At 67.2% G+C, this 19,370-nt stretch carries 21 protein-coding genes and 1 tRNA gene; 8 read left to right on the forward strand and 14 right to left on the reverse strand.

Annotated features, from left to right (window positions below):
- The first annotated feature begins 94 nt into the window (after positions 1 to 94).
- A complete protein-coding gene (locus AC5JBD_RS02170; protein WP_495720122.1) occupies positions 95 to 328 on the forward strand; it encodes a helix-turn-helix transcriptional regulator in 234 nt (77 codons plus the stop codon).
- A 93-nt stretch (positions 329 to 421) separates the two neighbouring features.
- Here AC5JBD_RS02170 and AC5JBD_RS02175 read toward each other — a convergent pair whose 3' ends face one another.
- The 6 genes from AC5JBD_RS02175 to infA form a co-directional block, all read right to left on the reverse strand.
- Positions 422 to 1,645 carry a tyrosine-type recombinase/integrase gene (locus AC5JBD_RS02175; RefSeq protein ID WP_495720123.1) on the reverse strand — a complete coding sequence of 408 codons (1,224 nt, stop codon included), beginning with the start codon at positions 1,643 to 1,645 and terminating at the stop codon, positions 422 to 424.
- A 162-nt stretch (positions 1,646 to 1,807) separates the two neighbouring features.
- Positions 1,808 to 1,883 (reverse strand) — tRNA-Phe (locus AC5JBD_RS02180).
- A gap of 39 nt (positions 1,884 to 1,922) precedes the next feature.
- Complete coding sequence (locus tag AC5JBD_RS02185) at positions 1,923 to 2,117, reverse strand: DNA gyrase inhibitor YacG (RefSeq protein WP_495720124.1); 195 nt, start codon at positions 2,115 to 2,117, stop codon at positions 1,923 to 1,925.
- Positions 2,095 to 3,087, reverse strand: coding sequence for a ribonuclease (locus AC5JBD_RS02190; protein WP_495720125.1), 993 nt, complete (start codon positions 3,085 to 3,087; stop codon positions 2,095 to 2,097). The genes AC5JBD_RS02185 and AC5JBD_RS02190 overlap by 23 nt, the downstream gene beginning before the upstream one ends.
- Positions 3,080 to 3,652, reverse strand: coding sequence for a Maf family protein (locus tag AC5JBD_RS02195; RefSeq protein WP_495720126.1), 573 nt, complete (start codon positions 3,650 to 3,652; stop codon positions 3,080 to 3,082). Before AC5JBD_RS02195 ends, AC5JBD_RS02190 begins: the two co-directional genes overlap by 8 nt.
- Before the next feature lie 16 nt (positions 3,653 to 3,668).
- Positions 3,669 to 3,887 carry a translation initiation factor IF-1 gene (infA, locus tag AC5JBD_RS02200; RefSeq protein ID WP_495720127.1) on the reverse strand — a complete coding sequence of 73 codons (219 nt, stop codon included), beginning with the start codon at positions 3,885 to 3,887 and terminating at the stop codon, positions 3,669 to 3,671.
- 124 nt (positions 3,888 to 4,011) lie between these two features.
- Here infA and AC5JBD_RS02205 point away from each other — a divergent pair, with 124 nt between their 5' ends.
- A complete protein-coding gene (locus AC5JBD_RS02205; RefSeq protein WP_495720128.1) occupies positions 4,012 to 5,220 on the forward strand; it encodes a chymotrypsin family serine protease in 1,209 nt (402 codons plus the stop codon).
- Positions 5,221 to 5,247: 27 nt separating this feature from the next.
- Here AC5JBD_RS02205 and AC5JBD_RS02210 read toward each other — a convergent pair whose 3' ends face one another.
- The 4 genes from AC5JBD_RS02210 to nusB all read right to left on the reverse strand — a co-directional run bounded on the left by AC5JBD_RS02210 (position 5,248) and on the right by nusB (position 10,353).
- Complete coding sequence (locus AC5JBD_RS02210; RefSeq protein ID WP_495720129.1) at positions 5,248 to 6,318, reverse strand: aspartyl protease family protein; 1,071 nt, start codon at positions 6,316 to 6,318, stop codon at positions 5,248 to 5,250.
- A gap of 155 nt (positions 6,319 to 6,473) precedes the next feature.
- Complete coding sequence (locus AC5JBD_RS02215) at positions 6,474 to 8,642, reverse strand: sodium-translocating pyrophosphatase (RefSeq protein WP_495720130.1); 2,169 nt, start codon at positions 8,640 to 8,642, stop codon at positions 6,474 to 6,476.
- Between the two features lie 173 nt (positions 8,643 to 8,815).
- Positions 8,816 to 9,766, reverse strand: a complete 951-nt coding sequence (thiL, locus tag AC5JBD_RS02220) for a thiamine-phosphate kinase (protein ID WP_495720131.1) — start codon at positions 9,764 to 9,766, stop codon at positions 8,816 to 8,818.
- A gap of 134 nt (positions 9,767 to 9,900) precedes the next feature.
- A complete protein-coding gene (gene nusB, locus AC5JBD_RS02225; protein ID WP_495720132.1) occupies positions 9,901 to 10,353 on the reverse strand; it encodes a transcription antitermination factor NusB in 453 nt (150 codons plus the stop codon).
- Between the two features lie 93 nt (positions 10,354 to 10,446).
- Between nusB and AC5JBD_RS02230 the strand changes: the two genes are divergently transcribed.
- Positions 10,447 to 11,439 (forward strand): LLM class flavin-dependent oxidoreductase, encoded by a 993-nt coding sequence (locus AC5JBD_RS02230; protein ID WP_495720133.1) that lies wholly within the window; start codon positions 10,447 to 10,449, stop codon positions 11,437 to 11,439.
- Here the strand turns inward: AC5JBD_RS02230 and AC5JBD_RS02235 are convergent.
- Both AC5JBD_RS02235 and AC5JBD_RS02240 read right to left on the reverse strand, forming a co-directional pair.
- Positions 11,423 to 12,319, reverse strand: a complete 897-nt coding sequence (locus AC5JBD_RS02235) for an alpha/beta fold hydrolase (protein ID WP_495720134.1) — start codon at positions 12,317 to 12,319, stop codon at positions 11,423 to 11,425. The genes AC5JBD_RS02230 and AC5JBD_RS02235 overlap by 17 nt on opposite strands.
- Entirely contained in the window at positions 12,316 to 13,218 is a 903-nt protein-coding gene (locus tag AC5JBD_RS02240) for a pirin family protein (protein ID WP_495720135.1), read from the reverse strand. Before AC5JBD_RS02240 ends, AC5JBD_RS02235 begins: the two co-directional genes overlap by 4 nt.
- Positions 13,219 to 13,423: 205 nt before the next feature.
- Between AC5JBD_RS02240 and AC5JBD_RS02245 the strand changes: the two genes are divergently transcribed.
- On the forward strand, positions 13,424 to 13,696 hold the full coding sequence (locus AC5JBD_RS02245; RefSeq protein ID WP_495720136.1) for a hypothetical protein: 273 nt from the start codon (positions 13,424 to 13,426) through the stop codon (positions 13,694 to 13,696).
- Between the two features lie 186 nt (positions 13,697 to 13,882).
- On the opposite strand, the gene AC5JBD_RS02250 is transcribed toward AC5JBD_RS02245, so the two are convergent.
- The gene (locus tag AC5JBD_RS02250; protein ID WP_495720137.1) at positions 13,883 to 14,170 is read right to left on the reverse strand and encodes a BolA family protein; all 288 of its coding nucleotides are present in this window, start codon (positions 14,168 to 14,170) and stop codon (positions 13,883 to 13,885) included.
- 39 nt (positions 14,171 to 14,209) lie between these two features.
- Here AC5JBD_RS02250 and AC5JBD_RS02255 point away from each other — a divergent pair, with 39 nt between their 5' ends.
- The 4 genes from AC5JBD_RS02255 (at position 14,210) to AC5JBD_RS02270 (ending at position 18,999) form a co-directional block, all read left to right on the forward strand.
- On the forward strand, positions 14,210 to 14,803 hold the full coding sequence (locus AC5JBD_RS02255) for a J domain-containing protein (RefSeq protein ID WP_495720138.1): 594 nt from the start codon (positions 14,210 to 14,212) through the stop codon (positions 14,801 to 14,803).
- A 20-nt stretch (positions 14,804 to 14,823) separates the two neighbouring features.
- A complete protein-coding gene (cobS, locus tag AC5JBD_RS02260) occupies positions 14,824 to 15,828 on the forward strand; it encodes a cobaltochelatase subunit CobS (RefSeq protein WP_495720139.1) in 1,005 nt (334 codons plus the stop codon).
- A gap of 152 nt (positions 15,829 to 15,980) precedes the next feature.
- The gene (gene cobT, locus AC5JBD_RS02265) at positions 15,981 to 17,810 is read left to right on the forward strand and encodes a cobaltochelatase subunit CobT (protein WP_495720140.1); all 1,830 of its coding nucleotides are present in this window, start codon (positions 15,981 to 15,983) and stop codon (positions 17,808 to 17,810) included.
- Positions 17,811 to 17,844: 34 nt separating this feature from the next.
- Complete coding sequence (locus AC5JBD_RS02270; RefSeq protein WP_495720141.1) at positions 17,845 to 18,999, forward strand: glycosyltransferase; 1,155 nt, start codon at positions 17,845 to 17,847, stop codon at positions 18,997 to 18,999.
- On the opposite strand, the gene AC5JBD_RS02275 is transcribed toward AC5JBD_RS02270, so the two are convergent.
- Complete coding sequence (locus tag AC5JBD_RS02275; RefSeq protein ID WP_495720142.1) at positions 18,991 to 19,368, reverse strand: Mth938-like domain-containing protein; 378 nt, start codon at positions 19,366 to 19,368, stop codon at positions 18,991 to 18,993. The genes AC5JBD_RS02270 and AC5JBD_RS02275 overlap by 9 nt on opposite strands.
- Between the last annotated feature and the right edge of the window lie 2 nt (positions 19,369 to 19,370).

Genomic DNA, 19,370 nt, shown 5'->3' on the forward strand with positions numbered 1-19,370 from the left:
CTCTCTGCGGCAGCGAGGTACCGCGCCTCTTGATCGTCCGCGGCTCTCTCACTTTTCGTAAGGAGCAACCAGAAGCAGCCGGAAAGGAACGACCATGGACAGCTACAACAGGATCTTACGCATCAGGACCGTTCTCGAGCGGACAGGCCTCAGCCGCTCAACCCTCTATAGGAAGATCGAGCAAGGCACCTTCCCGCGGCAGTTCAAGATTGCCGACAGGTGCGTCGGGTGGCGGGAAGCAGCCGTCGAAGCGTGGCTGCGTGGACACTGGGCGGATCCCACCCGCGCGAAACCGGTCGATTGTCTCGGCCTCGCGGAGCTCGACTGAAGTCCTCCGGATTCCGGCAAAAGGCGGCGGCGAGCAGCGTCGCTAGAGCCAATGTACTTCGCGGAGTGGTCCTGTGGCGTCGGGCTATGCAACTCAGGCGGCGCGGCGAAGTCGGCCCTTCACCACCTTCGGTCCGAGGCGCAGCTCGTCCAGGTAGTCCGACCAGAACTGCATCATCCGGACGCGTTCCTCCCAATGCTCGCCCCGGGCGTAGGCGCGTCGAACATCGTTTCCTTCCACGTGGCCCAGCTGCCGCTCGATGGCGTCCGGATGCCACTTCCCGCTTTCGTTGAGGAGCGTGCTGGCCATCGCGCGGAAGCCGTGGGCGGTCATCTGCGACTTCTCGTAGCCGAGCCTGCGCAGCGCCGCGTTCATGGTGTTGTCCGAGATCGCGCGCTCGCTCGACAGGATGCTTGGGAATAGCAGCTTCCCGTCGCCGGTAATCGCCTCAAGCTCCCGCAGGATGCCGACCGATTGCGTTGAGAGCGGCACGCGGTGAGGCCGCCTCATCTTGGTGCGCTCCGCCGGGATCGTCCAAAGGCGGTCGTCGAGGTCGAGCTCCCGCCACTGCGCGAGCCGCAGCTCCCCAGGCCGCACGAAGACGTGCGGAAGGAGCCGCAAGCCGTGGCGGACCGCCGGCTGGCCCTCATGTCCTTCGATCGCGCGAAGAAGCGCCCCAACCTCCTTGGGGGCGGTGATGGCGGAGCGATGGTTCACCTTCGGGGTGATCAAGGCGCCTCGGAGATCGTAAGCCACGTCGCGCTGGGCGCGGCTGGTGGCGATCGCGTACCGGAAGATCGTGCCGAAGGTGCTCCGCAGCCGGTTCGCAGTCTCATAGCGCCCCCTGGCTTCGACCTTGCGAAGAACCTCCAGGAGCTCGGGTGCGGTGATTTCCGCGATCGGACGATCGCCGAGCGCGGGGCGCGCGAAGTCCGTCAGCCACCGAAGCTTCGAGAGAGTCGAGGCCGAGCGGCCCTCTTTCTCCAATCGCTCGAGCCATTCGTCGGCAATGATGCTGAATGTCTCCCGCGAGCGCGCGCGCTTCTCTGCTTCAATGCGCTTCTTGTTGGCTGCGGGGTCCTCTCCCGCCGCGACGACCTTCCTGGCTGCGTCGCGCTTCTCGCGCGCGTCGGCGAGGCTCACGTCCGGATAGACGCCGAACGCGAGGATCTTCTCCTTTCCATCGAACCGATACTTGAAGCGCCAGTAGCGGTGGCCCTTCGGCGTCACGAGCAGAAAGAGCCCCCTATCGTCGGTGAGCTTGTAAGGTTTTTCCCTTGGTTTAGCGTTGTTTACGGCCACGGCGGACAGGGGCATGGGGGTATCTCCCGGAGGGCATTTCGGACATACCCCCAAAAGTACCCTCACCTCTGTCGGATGCAAAGCGACGCTCCGACGCAACTCGGGACATCAAAACCGCAGAAAACTGCCGTTTTTAGGACTGTCTGAAGCTGTTTGGAGGGCCCTGAAACAGGGTTCTGGTGCCCAGGGGCGGGATCGAACCACCGACACTGCGATTTTCAGTCGCATGCTCTACCAACTGAGCTACCTGGGCATCGCCGCATGTGCGGGAAGGAGGCGCCTATAGAAGGCGCTAATGCTCGCTGTCCAGCCCTTCCGGCAGCGCCTCGTCCGCGGGCGGGCCGGGCACGCGATAGCCGTCGCCGAGCCAGTTGAGGAGGTCGCGATCACGGCAGCCCTGGCTGCAGAAGGGCGTCTGCGCGGCCGAGGCGGGCTTGCCGCAAAGCGGGCAGCCTTGCCGTCGGTCAGGGGAACTGGCTGTGGACATGCCCGGCCGATATGGCGAGCCCCGGCTCGCCGCGCAACTGGACCGGGGCACCGATCCGCCGCTCAAGCGCCTCTATCCATTGCCGATTGGCTTCGATCCGCGCGACGACCTCCGGCGCCGCGACGAGCGTCCGCGTGCCGCTGCCCGCCGCCCGCTCCGCCCGCCGCAGCAGCGCCCGGGCGGCCGCCCCGACAGGGTCGCCCTGAAGCAGCTCGGGAAGGGAGGCGCGCTGCCGCCTGCGCACGATCTGCAGAAAGCCGAAGCCGTTGACCGCCGTCCGCTCGAAGGGCTGCGGCAGCACCGCATCCAGCGCCGCCGCGGCAGCCTGCCGGTCCGCCTTCGCAGGGAGCGTCGGCAGGTCGATGCCGATCGAGCCGCCGATCCCGAACCGCCGGATCGCGCGTCCCGCCGCCTCCGCGCCCGCCACGGCAAGCGCCGGCGCCGGAAGACCGCCGTCGACATCGAACAGGGTCATCGCGGGCGTGAGGCTCATCCGGAGCGCGCCGCCCGAAAAGCCGATCTCGCCCGTAGCCGCTTCCTCCAGGAGCTCCGACCAGCCGGCCTCCTCTAGCCGATCAGGTTGCGCCGCGCTCAGTCTCACGATCGCGCAACCTGTGCCCCCCAGCCGCTCGAGCAAGGTCGGGCCCTCCCGCTCTTCATCCTCGCTGATCCTGCCCTTGGGCGCCTTCTCCCGTCCCATCTCGGAGATCGCCTCGCGCACGATCTCGACGCGCACGGCGGCGCCGTCGGTCGGTGCTTTGGGCAGCGGCTCCACCACCACCTCATGGCCGTCGCGCAGCGTGACGATCCCGCGCCGCCCAGGCTCGAGGATCGAAGTCAGGCGCCCGGCAAGGACACTGCCGGTGCGCAGGCTGCCGGGCAGCTCGATGGCGGCTTCGAGGATGCGGCCGGCTTCGACGAGGGCGGCGCGGTTCTCGCCGATTCCCTCCTCGTAGAGCCACTCAGCCAATTGGATATTCCGCCGCCCGCAGCAGCGCGCGGCTCTCGTAGAGCGGCAGGCCGATCACGCCGGAATGGCTGCCGGAGATCGACCGCACCAGGGCCTCCGCGCGGCCCTGGATGGCATAGCCCCCGGCCTTGCCGCGCCACTCGCCGCTGCCGAGATAGGCGGCGAGTTCGTCGTCGCTGAACCGCTTGAACGACACCATTGTGGTCGAGAGCCTGTGCCTCGCCACACCGTCGGCGCCGATCACCGTCACTGCCGAGAGCACGCGATGACGTCGACCCGAGAGCAATCCGAGCGTAGCCCGCGCCTCCTCCTCCTCTTCGGTCTTGGGAAGGATGCGCCGACCCGCGGCGACGACGGTGTCCGCGGCCAGGATGATCGCGCCGTCCTCCAGCGCATGCACCGCCTGCGCCTTCTCAGCCGCCATGCGCGCGGCATAACGAGCCGGCAGCTCGCCCTTGCGGGGCGTCTCGTCGATGTCGGCAGGGACGACGGCCTCAGGCTCGACCCCGATCCGCTTCAGCAGATCGAGCCGACGGGGGCTGGCGGAGGCGAGGACGAGCCGCATCGCGCGGGCGGCTCCCTTATTTGAAACGGTAGGTAATCCGACCCTTGGTCAGATCATAGGGCGTCAGCTCGACAAGCACCTCGTCGCCAACCAGCACGCGGATGCGGTTCTTGCGCATCTTGCCGGCGGTGTGGCCGAGGACCTCGTGCTCATTCTCCAGCTTCACGCGGAACATGGCGTTGGGCAGAAGCTCCACCACCTGCCCGCGCATTTCCAGAAGTTCTTCCTTGGCCAAACAAACCTCATAGGGATCGAAGAAGCGCCAGGGCGCCGCAGGAGGCCGCCCTTAGCGTCACTTGGTCGTAAAGGAAAGTCATGGTCAGCTTGCGGCAAGCTCGGATCGGGTAGAACAGGCGGTGGTGCAAAAGGTCCTTCCCTTACGTTTCGTGATGTCGGCGCTCGCCCTCGCGGCCGGCGCGGCCCCCGTGGGCGCGCAGGAGACGCCGGCGCTCCCGCGCGTGCAGACGGCGGTCGAGGCGCTGGCGCAGGACGCGGCCGAATATGCGCGTCTCAACGGCGTCGGCCTCGACGAGGCGATGCGGCGCCTCCGCGCGCAGGAGGAGAGCGTCGCCGCCACGGACCGCATCCAGGCGGCTTACGGTGACCGGCTCGCCGGCATCTCGATCGAGCATCAGCCGCAATATCGCATCGTCGTGCTGCTGACCGGCTCCACCCCCGTTCCGAACGAGACGATCCAGGCCGGCGGCATGGCTGTGCCGATCGTCTTCCGCACCGGCGCGACGGCGACGCGGGAGCAGATGCTCGCGACGATGGCGGAGCATCGCACAGGCGTTCGGGATCTCACTCCGCGCGCCAGAGGCATGGGCCTGGATCAACGAACCGGAGAGCTCGTCCTGCTCCTCCACGCGAACGACAGCCGCGAAGGCCTGGAGGAAGAGCTCGAAAGCCTGATGCAGGTGCCCGTGCGCATCCGCATCCTCGATGGAATGGATGCCGATCTTGCCGTGGAGGGCGGCTCGCGCGTCGAAGGCGCCGATCCCGGCAACGGCCGCCTCTATTATTGCACCACCGGCTTCGTCGTGACCGATCAGGCGCGGACCGGGATCGTCACCGCCGCCCATTGTCCCGACATGCTTAGCTATCGCGACCCCGCGGGCACGGACATCCCGCTCGAATTTGTCGGCCAGTGGGGTGCGCGCTACCAGGACGTGCAGGTCCATGTCAGCGATCGTGCCGAGCAGCCGCTCTTCCATGCCGATAAAGGCCGCAATGCGCTGCGAAGGCTGACCAGCTGGCGCAACCGCACCAGCACCCGCGCCGGCGACGCCGTCTGCCATCGCGGTGAGAGCACCGGCTACAGCTGCTCCCAGGTCGAGCTCACCGACTTCGCCCCGCCAGGCGAGCTATGCGGCGGCCCCTGCGACCCGACCTGGATCACCGTCACCGGCCCCACCTGCCGCGGCGGCGACAGCGGCGGCCCGATCTTCAACGGAACCATCGCGTTCGGCATCGTCAAGGGCGGCAATTACAGCCGCAACGGGCGCTGCAACTTCTATTACTACATGTCGACCGACTTCCTGCCCGAAGGCTGGTCGCTGCTGCACTAGCCACCGTCGATCATCACTGCGGACAGCTTATCTCCCGCACACCTCGGCTGCGCGTGTCGACGACAGGCGCGTCAAGGAAGACCGGAATGACGTGCTGATCCCCACAGCCTCCGGCGCGCAGCGCCGCAGCTGGAACCGCACCTTACGCGCCCGGAAATCGAGTGAGATCCGCCGGAACGCCTCCAGCAGGTCCGTCCCCAGCAGCAAAGCCGGACGGTCGGCAAGACCGAACACCTTGAACGGCGGCACGTCGGCGAAGGCCATCGGAACATTGCGCAGGGTGATCGAGCCGAGCCGAAGCTCCGGGATTTCCGCATATTCCAGATCGATCGTTTTTCCGGTCACACCAGTCGTAGCGACCGTCATGGTCTTCTTGCGGTGGCGAGGTACGAGCTTGTCTCTGAGGGCGAGATTGCCGATCGTGACCTGGGTGCCGGTGTCGATCACGGCGTCGAGCGACAAGCCGGCAGCTTTCACTTCGGTGAGGATCAATTGCCCGCGCTTTAGGCGCGCCGTGACGATGATCTCGCCGGGAAGCGCCTTCGCCGGCGTGGCAGCGTCCTCGACCTTGATCAGACGCTTCTCGAAATCCATCATCAGGCGCTGGCGCACGAGCGCGTCGATGCCAATCATGCCCGCGCCGCCAATATCCTGTTCGCGCAACGCAGGCAGCTGCAGGTCCCTGATCGTGCTGGGACCGAGCGTCAGCGCGTCGACCTTGACCCGGTCCACGATGTTGCGGTCGGTCATGCCGTTGAGGATGACGGGCGTGCCGAGCGGCAATTCCAGCTCGCGCGCGATGCGCAGCCCCACCACGGACGTATCGGCGCCGCTGTCGACGACGAAATGATAGGGGCCGCGACCATTCACCCGCACTTCGACGCTCAGGCGCGTCTCCACCTTGCGAGCGTCGATCTCGTCCCCCTCGACGGCGAGTGTGTTGTCGATTGCCGCCGGCGGGAGCGGGGGCAGGGTCGAGACCTCGGATGGAGCAGGCCTGGGCTTGCCGATCCGGGGCGGTTCCGCCGCCGATCCGGCGCCGCCGGCGATCGCCGACCATGCCAGCACCCATGCCAGGACGAGAGTGTGGCGAGACATGCCGCTTCCTCCGAATGCGCCGATTTCAGGCTATCCTCAGCAGCCCCTCCGTTCCACGCTTCATCGACATATGGCCGCTGCATTCGACAGAGCACAAAAGAAAGCGCCCAGGCCGGGGCCGGGGCGCTCTCTTTGCCCGACGGGCGTAGCCTGAATCAGGCGCCGCCGCCCGCCAGTGCCGCCAGCAGCAGCAGGGCGACGATGTTGGTGATCTTGATCATCGGGTTCACCGCCGGGCCGGCCGTGTCCTTGTAGGGATCGCCGACCGTGTCGCCGGTCACCGCCGCCTTATGGGCTTCCGAGCCTTTGCCGCCGTGATTGCCGTCCTCGATATACTTCTTCGCATTGTCCCACGCGCCGCCGCCCGAGGTCATCGAGATGGCGACGAAGAGGCCGGAGATGATCACGCCGAGCAGCAGGGCGCCCAAGGCCGCGAAGCCCTGCTCGCGGCCGCCGATCGCGGCGATCGCGAAGTAGACGACGATCGGCGCCAGCACCGGCAGCAGCGAGGGAACGATCATCTCCTTGATCGCCGCCTTGGTGACGAGGTCGACGGTGCGGGCGTAATTCGGCCGCGAAGTGCCGTCCATGATGCCGCTATTGTTGCGGAACTGGTCGCGAACGTCGATCACCACGTCGCCCGCCGCGCGGCCGACGGCGGTCATGCCCATCGCGCCGAACAGGTAAGGCAGAAGCGCGCCGAGCAGCAGGCCGACGACCACGTACGGGTTCGACAGCGAGAAATCGACGCCGGCCGGTCCGATGCCGAGCTCGCCGGCAAACTCCTGCAGGTCGGTCGTGTAGGCGCCGAACAGCACCAGGGCGGCGAGTGCGGCCGAACCGATCGCATAGCCCTTGGTCACCGCCTTCGTGGTGTTGCCGACCGCGTCGAGGGCGTCGGTGCGGGTGCGCACTTCGTCCTCCATGCCCGACATTTCGGCGATGCCGCCGGCATTGTCGGTGACCGGGCCATAGGCGTCGAGTGCCACAACCATGCCGGCGAGCGCCAGCATCGCGGTCGCGGCGAAGGCGATGCCGATCAGGCCGGCAAGCTGATAGGAGACGATAATGCCGACGCAAATCACGATCGTCGGCATCGCCGTCGATTCAAGGCTGATGGCGAGGCCCTGGATGACGTTGGTGCCGTGACCGGTGACCGACGCCTTGGCGATCGAGCGCACCGGCCGGTAGTTGGTGCCGGTATAATATTCGGTGATCCAGACCAGCAGCCCGGTCACGCCGAGACCGACGAGAGTGCACCAGAACAGGTCCATGCCGGTGAAGCCGTCCGACACCGCGGTGCGGGCGACCTGCGTCTCGACGTCGAAGCCGGCCGCTTCCTGCGCGCCGCCGATGACCGCATTCATGTCGGGCAGGGTCTGCGCCATCACATAGTAAATGGCCGGAACCGACAGGATCGCGGTGGTCCAGAAGCCCTTGTAGAGCGCGCCCATGATCGACTGCTTGGAGCCGAGGCGGACCAGGTAGGTGCCGATGATCGAGGTGATGATGCAGACGCCGCCGATGATCAGCGGCAGCGCCATCAGCGCCGTCAGCTGCTCGGTCGTGCCGGCGACCAGCAGGGCGGTCAGCACCATGGTGGCGCCGACGGTGACGACATAGGTCTCGAACAGGTCGGCGGCCATGCCGGCGCAGTCGCCGACATTGTCGCCGACGTTGTCGGCGATCACGGCCGGGTTGCGGGGGTCGTCCTCGGGAATTCCGGCCTCGACCTTACCGACCAGGTCCGCGCCGACGTCTGCGGCCTTGGTGAAGATGCCGCCGCCGAGACGGGCGAAGATCGAGATGAGCGAGGCGCCGAAGGCGAGGCTGACGAGGGCGTCGACGACCTCGCGACTGGACGGCTCCCGTCCGACGACCTCAACGAGATAATAGAAGAGACCCGCGATCGCGAGCAGAGCCAAGCCCGCCACCAGCATGCCGGTGATCGCGCCGGCGCGGAAGGCGACGGTGAGGCCGCGCTGCAGGCTGGTGCGTGCGGCTTCCGCAGTGCGGACATTGGCGCGGACCGAAATGTTCATGCCGATATAGCCAGCGACGCCCGAGAGGAACGCGCCGATCACGAAGGCGATCGCCTCGGTGAGGCCGAGGAAAACGCCGACCAGCACCGCGACGACGACGCCGACGATGGCGATGGTGGTATATTGGCGGCCGAGATAGGCCTTGGCGCCTTCCTGGATGGCTTCGGCGACGCTGACCATCCGCTCGTTGCCGGCCGAAGAGGCGAGCACCTGGCGGCTGGTGAAGATGCCGTAGAGCACTGCGACCAATCCGCAGGCTATGGCGATGAGCACCACGTTCATGAATCTTCCTTCCCTGTTTGCGGGATACTCACCGGCAAGATGAGTCCCTTCGAGCAGGACCTTGAGCCCCCAAGGCGGACGCGCCCGAATGTGGCGCAGGTCTTAGGTTGGTTAGGAAAAGGTTTCAACAGGCTGAGAAGAGCCGCAGACGCTTGCGGGCCAGCTGTGTCGTCTCAGCTTTGATCTACATCATGCTGCCAGCCGAGACTTGCCGGCAGCGCGACTTCGCGGCCACCGTCGAAGAGACGGATGCCGTCACCGGCTTCGATGGTTCCGATCCTCGTCAGTCGAAGTCCGATCACTGCCGCCATCTGTTCGATCGCCTCCCCACCTTCCGCGGGAAGGGTGAAGAGCAGTTCGTAGTCGTCGCCCGCAATCGCGGCGTCGATGCGGGCGCGCTGCGTATCGCCACAGGCCGCCACGTAGTCGCCCGAGAGCGGCACCGCCCCCAGCTCGATGCTGAAGGCGCATTGGCTCGCCTCCGCCATCCGGGCAGCGTCGATCAGCAGTCCGTCCGACACGTCCATCATCGCCGAGACCAAAGGTGCGAGCGCCTGCCCCAAGGCGAGGCGAGGCGCTGGTCGGCGATAGCCGGTCACCAACGCCTGGGCGCCCTCGATTTCGCCGAGCGCGACCCTGAGGCCGGCACCGGCATCACCGATGGTGCCGCTGATCCAAAGCGCATCGCCCGGCTTGGCGCCGGCGCGGGAGGGCACCATGCCTGCCGCGCTGCCGATTGCGGTGAGGCCGAAGGAGCGCCGGTCACCGGGCAGCACCGACACCGTGTCGCCGCCGAGCAGCGGCACTCCGAACGCCCCGGCGGCCTCGGCAAAGCCGCGGGCGAAACGCCGGTTCCACTCCGCCTCGCCGAGGGTGTAGCCCATCAACAGCCCGACCGGTTTGGCGCCCTTTGCTGCGAGATCGGACAGATTCACCGCCACCAGCTTCCACGCCACATCCTCGGGCAGGTCGGAGGAGAGGAAATGAACGCCCTCCACGATCATGTCGTGGGTGAGGACGAGGGTGGTTCCGCCGATCTCCAGCACCGCGGCGTCGTCGGCGAGGTCGCGCGCAGCGGGGTGAGAAGCAAGCTTCCGAAGCGAAGCGATGAAATCGGCTTCCACTCATCCTCCCCTGAACGGGGAGGGGGACCGCACGAAGTGCGGTGGAGGGGGCCCTCCACGCGCACAGCAGGCCTCAGGGCCCCCTCCACCAGCCTGTGGCTGGTCCCCCTCCCCGTCCCGGGGAGGAATGGAGGTCACCGCCGCACGTCCTTGGCGATGGCGTCTAGAAGCCCGTTCACAAAGGACGCTTCCTTCTTGTCGTAGAAGGCCTTCGCCACGTCGACATATTCGGAGATGACGCTGCCGGTCGGCACGTCGATCCGCGCGACCAGCTCATAGGCGCCGGCGCGCAGGATCTGGCGCATCGGCTTGTCGAGGCGCGCCAGCGACCAGTCCTTGGCGAGCTTGCCTTCGATCAGCCGGTCGAGCTCCTCGCTCCGCGCATGGACGCCGCTCACCACGTCGTCGAAGAAATCGACCTCCGCATCCTCATATTCCACATCCTCGATCGTCGCGCCGAGGCGGTGATGGTGGAACTCGTGGAGCAGCAGCGGCAGCGGCGTCTGCTCCATCTCCTGCTGGTAGAGCGCCTGGACCGCGGCGAGGCGGGCGGCGGAACGGGATCGGGAACGCGTGGGAGTCGGCATGGGAGGCGGGGCATAGCCGGGCGAGCCAAGGACCCCAAGGCTTAATCCGCGGCCGGTGGTGCCCGGACGCGCCGGCATCCCCATATGAGGGGGATGATACCCCTCTCCATTCTCGATCTCGCACCCATCGTCGAAGGCGGCGACGCCGGCCAGGCGTTCCGCAATGCCCGCAGCCTTGCTCAGCATGGCGAGCGCCTTGGCTACAAGCGCTTCTGGATGGCCGAGCACCATTCGATGCCCGGCATCGCCAGCGCCGCCACTGCCGTCGCACTCGCTTATGTCGGCGAAGGGACCACCAGCATCCGCATCGGCGCCGGCGGCATCATGCTGCCCAATCATTCGCCGCTGCAGGTCGCCGAGCAGTTCGGCACGCTCGCGTCGCTCTATCCCGGCCGCATCGACCTCGGCCTCGGTCGCGCGCCCGGCACGGACCAGGCCGCCGCTTACGCGATGCGAAGGAACCTGAACTCCGACCCCAACCAGTTCCCGCGCGATGTCGTCGAGCTGATGGCCTACTTCCAGCCCGCCGAGCCGGGGCAGCGCGTTCGCGCGATCCCTGGCGAGGGCCTGCGGATCCCGCTCTGGATCCTCGGCTCCAGCCTGTTCGGCGCGCAGCTCGCCGCCATGCTGGGCCTGCCCTACGCCTTCGCCTCCCATTTTGCGCCCGGGCAGATGATTGATGCGATCCGCGTCTACCGGGAGACGTTCAAGCCCTCCGAGCAGCTCGCCGAGCCCTATGTCATGCTCGGCTACAACGTCTTCGCCGCCGACACTGACGAGGAGGCGGCGACGCTCGCCACGTCTCTCTATCAGGCGTTCGTCCAGCTGCGGACAGGCCAACCGACTGCGCTCAAGCCGCCGATCCCGGGCTACCTCGAGACCCTGGCGGGGCCGCAACGCGCAAGCCTCGACCAGATGCTCTCCTGCTCCGCGATCGGATCGCCGGCGACGGTCGCTGCCGCGGTCGAGGCTTTCATCGCGGAGACCGGCGCCGACGAGCTGATGATCACGTCCCAGATCTACGATCACGAGGCGCGGTTGCGCTCCTACGCGCTGCTCGCGGAGCGGCTCATGCCTCGGCCATGAAGTCCCGGATCGCGCTGGTCACCACCTCCGGCTTCTCCCAGGGGATGAAGTGGCCCGCATCGGGCTCGAGGACGATGCGGAGGTCTTCGATCAGGCCGTCGAGCCCTTCGAGCTGAACGGGCAGCAGCGCCTTGTCCTTGAGCCCCCAAATGACGAGCACGGGCATGTGGAGCTTCGGAAATGGCGCATGCGTCCAAATCGGCTTGTGCGCCTTCTCGCCCACCTCCGGCACCTCGATCGTCGATGCGCGATACCAGTTGAGCATCGCCGCCATCGCGCCCGGCTGCGACCAGTCGTCGACATAGGCCTGCCGCTCCCGCTCGGAGAGCAGGCGAATATCGACATGCGGGCTCAGCGACTTTTCGAGAAAGGTCTCCCACCCCATCGCCTCGATCGCCTTCTCGAAGCCGGGGGTGCGGAAGGCGCGGATATATTGCGACGCCGCCCGCTGCGCCTCATGATCGATCAGGCTGCGCTGGAAGATCAGCGGGTGCGGCGCGTTGACGATTACCAGCCGCTTCACGCGGTCCGGATGCTTCAGCGCCGCCAGCCACGCCGCCGCGCCGCCCCAATCGTGGCCGACCAATGTGAACTGGCCGATGCCGAGCGCGTCCGCGAGCGCGAGCAGGTCCGCGACCGGCTTGCTCGTCTCATACTCCTCGACAGCTTCCGGCTTGTCCGACCCGCCAAAGCCGCGCTGGTCCGGCGCGACGACACGAAAGTCGGGGGCAAGGCTGTGGAGCTGGTGCCGCCACGTGCGGTGGGATTCCGGGAAGCCGTGGAGGAAGATGATCGGCTCCGCACCCTCCGGGCCGCCGAGCGCGACCTTCAGCGTCACACCAGTCGGGAGGCCGATGCGGGTGGTCTGGACCTCGTTCACGGATAGCTGACCGTCTTCGGCGTCACCACCGGCAGCGGGATGCGCTCGTGGCTATCTTCCGGCACCACCGGGAAACGCTCGCCCCGCCAGTCGTCCTTGGCCTGGTTGATGCGATCGCGGCGCGAGGAGACGAAGTTCCACCAGACGTAGCGCGGCCCGTCGAGCGGCGCCCCGCCGCACAGCATGACATGCGCGCCTCGCTCCGAGCGGAGGGTGGCGCTGATGCCGGGGCGCAGGAGATAGAGCACCTGCGGCTCGAGCCTCAGTCCATCGAGGGTTGCATCGCCCTCTGCAAGGTAGACCGCCCGCTCGTCGGCAGGAGAGTCGATCGGAACACTGCCACCTGGCCGCAGCGCGATGTCGGCGTAGATCGTCTCGCTATGCTGGGTGACGGGGGAGGTCGCGCCGTAGAGGCTGCCCATCACCACGCGCACTGTCGCTGCGCCGGCCTCGATGACGGGCAGCGCATCCTTCGCCACATGCTCGAAGGCGGGGTCGATCTCCTCCTTGGCGCTCGGCAGAGCGAGCCAGGTCTGGATGCCGCTGAGCTCCGGCCCGTCCGGGCGCAAGCCCGTCGGCGAGCGCTCCGAATGAACGATGCCCCGCCCCGCCGTCATCAAATTCACCGCGCCCGGCTCGATCGTCCGAAAGGTGCCGAGCGAGTCGCGATGGTCAATCGCGCCGGCAAACAGATAGGTGACGGTGGCGAGGTTGATGTGCGGGTGCGGCCGGACGTCCAGGCCCTGGCCGGCCGGCAGATGCGCCGGCCCCATCTGGTCGAAGAAGATGAACGGGCCGATCGTCGTCCGCTCCTTGTGCGGCAGCGTCCGGTAAACCTTGAAGCCGCCGAGATCGTGAGTGGCGGGGCGAAGCGTCTGGATGATCGTATCGTCGGTCATGGCTCTAACCTAGCGCTTTTGTCGCGTCACGCCACTCGCATGACGGGCCTGGCGCGAGCTGCCAGAAGCCGGAGCGTTCGGGCCGGAATAAAATTGCTCTCGCTCCTGGAAGATCGACGGGGATTTCGCGGCTGAGCTAACTTTATGGAGCGAAATCCACTCAGAAGCGCTTAGCCTCGGACGCTTCGCAACAGGAGGAAGTTAGATGCGCGCAATTCTCGTTATTGGTGCGACCTTGGCGCTGTGTGCTTGTGGAGGTGGCGAGACGCAGTCCGACGAGGCCAACATGGCCGCCACGGACAACATGATGATGGATCAGAACATGGCCATGGATCCCATGATGAACGTCGACGCCAACATGGCGATGGACCCGATGATGAACGGGACGACCAATGGCGTCGATCCGGCCACCCAGAACATGATGCAGCAGGACATGAACACCAACGACCCGGACACCAATCTAGCCAACGGCATGTAGGGAATCGGTCTGGAGCTGCTCCCACGTAGGCAGCTCCGTGGAGCGCTCGACCCCTCGCGAGCGCTCCCTTTGTCGTTCCAGTCGAGGGGTCGCTGCCTCGGAACCGGCGCTTCAGGTTAGGCCCCAAGGCCCACTGGAGATTGGCTCCGCTCGCGCCTGGCGCCGCTCGATAAGCGGCGACAGGCTCTATTCGCCCGGTGCGCTCGCCTTGATCGCCATGGCGTGCACGCGCTCCACGAGGAGGTCGGCGAGAGCTGTGTTGACGGCTCGCTGGCGCTGAACCCGGTTCATGCCCGCGAAAAGGGGCGACTCGATCTCGACGGTGAAGTGGCTCTCGCCGCCATTGGGATTGTAGCCGCCGTGGCCGCGATGCTTTTCGCTGTCGTCGATCACCCGCAGCTGCGTTGGGGCGAGTGAATCCGTCAGGCGTCTCGTGATTTCCGCGGCCACCGGGCCGCTACTCTCGGTCTGCATCGCGCCTATATAGATGGTTTGATCGCGGAAGGGAGTGCGTTGGCGAGCGCCGGCAAGAGAGAGACACGGTTCCACGGCCGAATAGCGGGAGAGCGCCACTGCTCGCGCCCCGGCTGCACCGAGGCCGGCGAGTTCCGCGCCCCGGCCGAGGACGGCCCCCGCTCGGGCTTCGATGGCCCGGGCGACTGGCGCTGGCTGTGCCTCGACCATGTGCGCGAGTTCAACGCCGGCTATAATTTCTTCCAGGGCATGAGCACCGAGGAGATCGAGGCGGCGCAGACGCCCTATGGCGGCTGGGACCGGCAGACCCGCGCCTTTGCAGGCAATCCCTCGCCGCCGCCCAAATGGGCCGATTTCGCCGATCCGCTCGACGCGATCGGCGCGCGCTTCAAGCGTCCGTCCACCAGCGGCGTGCGCCAGGACGGGCGCGAGCTCAGCGCCACCGACCGCAAGTCATTGGGCGTGATGGGGCTTGGAACCGATACCGACCGGCGTGCGCTGAGACGGCGCTATGCCGAGCTGCTGCGCCGCTACCATCCCGATCATAATGGCGGCGACCGCGGGCACGAGAAAGCGTTGCAGGCGGTGATCGAGGCTTATACGCAGCTCAAGTCCCGCCCCGCCTTCGCCTGAGTTTTGGAAAGACGCGTAAGATGGCCGATCTCGCCAATGTGAAACCCGACAGCCGCTCCACCACGCTGATGGACGCGCCCGACAAGATGGTGCGCGTGCGCGAACTGTTCGGCATCGACAGCGACATGGACGTTCCCGCTTTCTCCGAGGCAGACGAGCGGGTGCCGGACCTCGACCCCACCTATGTGTTCGATCCGGACACCACGCTCGCAATCTGCGCCGGCTTCGGCAAGAACCGCCGCGTCATGATCCAGGGCTATCACGGCACCGGCAAGTCGACCCATGTCGAGCAGGTGGCGGCGCGGCTCAACTGGCCGCTGATCCGGATCAACCTTGACGCCCATATCAGCCGCATCGACCTGGTCGGCCGCGACGCGATCGTGCTCCGCGACGGCCAGCAGGTGACCGAGTTCCGCGAGGGACTGCTCCCCTGGGCATTGCAGACGCCGACCGCTCTGGTGTTCGACGAATATGATGCTGGCCGCCCAGACGTGATGTTCGTCATCCAGCGCGTGCTGGAGACGGAGGGAAAGCTCACACTGCTCGACCAGAACAGGGTGATCCGCCCCAACCCTTATTTCCGCCTGTTCGCCACCACCAACACGGTTGGCCTGGGCGACACGACCGGCCTCTATCACGGCACCCAGCAGATCAATCAGGGCCAGATGGATCGCTGGAACATCGTCGTGACGCTCAACTACCTGCCGGCCGAGACGGAGGCCCGGATCGTCCTCGCCAAGTCGGGCGAATATGACCACGAGGGCGGCCGCCAGGAAGTCGAGCGGATGATCAAGGTCGCCGAGATGACGCGGCAGGGCTTCATCAACGGCGACATCTCGACCGTGATGAGCCCGCGCTCGGTGATCAGCTGGGCGCAGAACGCGCTCATCTTCGGGGACGTCGGCTTCGCCTTCCGCCTCACCTTTCTCAACAAGTGCGACGAGGCGGAGCGGCCGCTCGTGGCGGAATATTATCAGCGCGTGTTCGGCAAGGACCTGCCGGAAAGCGTGGTGGGGCGGGCGTGAACAGCCCCTCTCCCATTTCGGGAGAGGGAGGGGCCCGCCGTCTTGGCGGTGGGAGGGTGAGGGCATGTCGCTCCAGCCTCCGGCCTAAATGCCCTCACCCCCCCATCGCTGACGCGATGGGTCCCCCCCTCTCCCGAAATGGGAGAGGGTAATTGGCGAACGACAATCCCCTCGAAGCCTTTCGCCAGGTGCTGACCGGCGCCTCGCGGGCGATTGCGGCCGAGCCCGAGGTGGAGCTCGGCTTCACCGCGGACATGCCCTCCGCGCAGGGCAAGAGCATCAAGGTGCCGATGCCCGGGCGGACGCTGCCGGAGCGCGAGGTGGCGGAGGCGCGGGGCTATGCCGACGCCGCCGCGCTGAAGCTGCGGCATCACAATGCCCTGCTGCACAATCGCAATGCGCCGCTCGACGAGGCGGCGCGGGCGGTGTTCAACGCCGCCGAGCAGGCGCGGGTCGAGGCGCTCGGCGCGCGCTCGATGGCGGGCGTGCGCGCCAACCTCAACAGCGCGGTCGAGATGCGGATGCGCACCGACCCGATCACCCGCGCGCGCAACAGCGCCGAGGTGCCTCTCTCGACCGCCGTCTCGCTGATGATCCGCGAGCGGCTGACGGGCGAAGCACCGCCCGAAGCGACTCGCTCGGGCCTCAAGCTCGTCTCCGACTGGATTGAGGAGAAAGGCGGCGCCGATCTCGACGCGCTCGGCCTCGCGCTCGACGACCAGGCCGCCTTTGCCGCGCTCGCGACCAAGCTGCTCAAGGATCTGGAGCTGGTCGAAGGCGATGCCGAGCCCGATAAGGCGCCGGAGACGGGCGAGGAAGGCGAGGGCGAGGATCAGGACGAAGGCGACAAGGGCGACGACCAGGACGAGAACCAGGATTCGGGCGCCGAGGGCGAGGCCGAGATCAGGGTCGAGCAGGGCGAATCCGGCGAAGGCGACGACGAGACCGACTATTCGGAGGAGGAAGCCACCGAAGGCGACGACGGCATGGGTCAGGAAGGCGAGGAGGGCATGCTCCCCGTCCGCCCCAACCGCCCGCTCTCCGATTTGCCGCAATTCGACTACAAGGTCTTCACCACCCGCTTCGACGAGACGGTGGAGGCGGCCGAGCTCTGCGATGAAGAGGAACTGGGGCGCCTGCGCTCGTATCTCGACCAGCAGCTCGTCCACCTCCAGAGCACGGTCACCAAGCTCGCCAACCGCCTTCAGCGCCGCCTGATGGCGCAGCAGTCGCGCTCCTGGGACTTCGACCAGGAGGAAGGTCTGCTCGACGCCGCGCGGCTGGCGCGCGTCATCGTCAACCCCGCCCACTCGCTCTCCTACAAGATCGAGCGCGACACGGATTTCCGCGACACTGTCGTCACCCTGCTGATCGACAATTCAGGCTCGATGCGCGGCCGCCCGATCTCGATCGCGGCGATCAGCGCCGACATCCTCGCCCGCACCCTCGAGCGCTGCGGCGTCAAGGCCGAGATCCTCGGCTTCACCACCCGCGCCTGGAAAGGCGGGCAGAGCCGCGAGAAATGGCTGACCGAAGGCCGGTCGCCGCATCCCGGCCGTCTCAACGACCTCCGCCACATCGTCTACAAGCAGGCCGACGAACCCTGGCGCCGCGCGCGCAAGAATCTGGGCCTGATGATGCGGGAGGGCCTGCTCAAGGAGAATATAGACGGCGAGGCCCTGCTCTGGGCGCACCAGCGGCTGATCGGCCGCCCCGAGGAGCGCAAGATCCTGATGGTCATCTCCGACGGCGCGCCGGTCGACGATTCGACGCTGTCGGTGAACAGCGGCACCTATCTGGAGCGCCACCTGCGCCAGGTGATCGGTTGGATCGAAGGTCGCTCGCCGGTCGAGCTGGTCGCGATCGGCATCGGCCACGACGTCACCCGTTATTATGCGCGGGCCGTCACCATCATGGATGCGGAGCAACTGGGCGGCACCATGATCGAGCAGCTTGCCGGGCTGTTCGAGGCCGCGCCTTAATCGCGTGACAAGCCCGGGCTGCTAGGGAGCGCCGATGCTCCGGGTGCTGACCCTATCGACGCTCTTCCCCCATGCGGCGCAGCCGACGCTCGGCGTCTTCGTCGAGCGCCAGACGCTGGGCCTCGCCGGGCTCGACGATGTCGAGGTGGAGGTGGTCTCGCCGCTCGGGTTGCCGCCCTGGCCGCTGTCGCGCCATCCGCATTACGCCCCGAAAGCGAAATTGCCGCGCGAGGAGGTCTGGAAGGACCTCAAAGTGCACCGGCCGCGCTTCCCGGTCCTGCCGCGGGTCGACGAGGCAGGGGCGGCGAAGGCGATGGCAAAGGCCCTCCTTCCCCACCTGCGGCGAATCCGAGAGCGCTTCCCGTTCGACGTGATCGACGCGGAGTTCTTCTGGCCCGACGGCCCGGCCGCGATGCACGTCGCGCGCGAGCTCGACCTACCCTTTTCCATCAAGGCGCGCGGCGCCGACGTCCAATATTGGGGCTGCCGCCCCGGCATCGGGGAGCAGATCGTCCAGGCCTCGCACCCAGCCGGCGGCCTGCTCGCCGTCAGCGCGGCGCTCCGCGACGTGATGATCGGCCTTGGCATGGTCGGGGAAAAGATCGGGGTGCACTATACCGGCGTCGATCTCGAACGTTTCGTGCCTGTCGACCGGGCAGCCGCCAAGGCGCGCCTGGGCGTGGGCGGTCCGCTGCTGATCACGGCTGGCGCACTGATCCCGCGCAAAGGTCAGGCATTGACCCTGGAGGCGATGAAATACCTGCGCGATGCCACCCTGCTGATCGTCGGCGAGGGGCCCGATCGAACGGCTTTGGAACGGCAGGCTTCGGCTCTGGGGCCACGCATCCATTTCATGGGTGCCCGGTTCCATGAAGCGCTGCCCGAACTCCTTGCCGCCGCCGATGCGATGGTGCTGCCGTCGCTCTCCGAGGGCCTCGCCAACGTCTGGGTGGAAGCGCTCGCCTGCGGTACTCCGATCGTGATCAGCGACGTCGGCGGCGCGCGAGAGGTGCTGGATCGCCCGGAGGCCGGGCGGTTGGCAGCGCGAGAGCCGCGCGCGATTGCGACGGCGGTCCGGGAAATCCTGAGCAATCCGCCCGCGCCCTCAGCGGTTCGCGCGGCGGCGGAGCGGTTCAGCTGGGAGAAGAATGCGCGCGAGCTGCGCGATCACCTCGCCCGCTTAATCTAGCGGCATCAAAGCCGCGGCGATCCAGCGTTCCTCGGCGCGGAGCACGCCCCAGGTGCGGGCGGCGGCGCGGCTGTCCATCGCTTCGATACCGATGCCGCGCTCGTCGAGTGCCCGGACCAGCGCCCGAGGAGCGAACCGCATCGTCGCGCCCGTGCCGAGCAGCAGGAATTCAGGCTGCGGCTGCAGCCGGAGGACGGGCTCGAGATCCCCGACCGTCAGCGCCTCGAGCGCCGGCGGCTCCCAGCCGTCCGCCCGCTCCGGCGTCAGCAACAGGCCCCGGTAAATGCCCCCGTCGACGGTGAAGCCGCGGGCCCCGACGCCCTGGACGATCGGGCCGCGCGCCTGCGGATCGCGGTCGAAGCGCGGCATCG

The organism is Allosphingosinicella sp. (genome assembly GCF_059502505.1).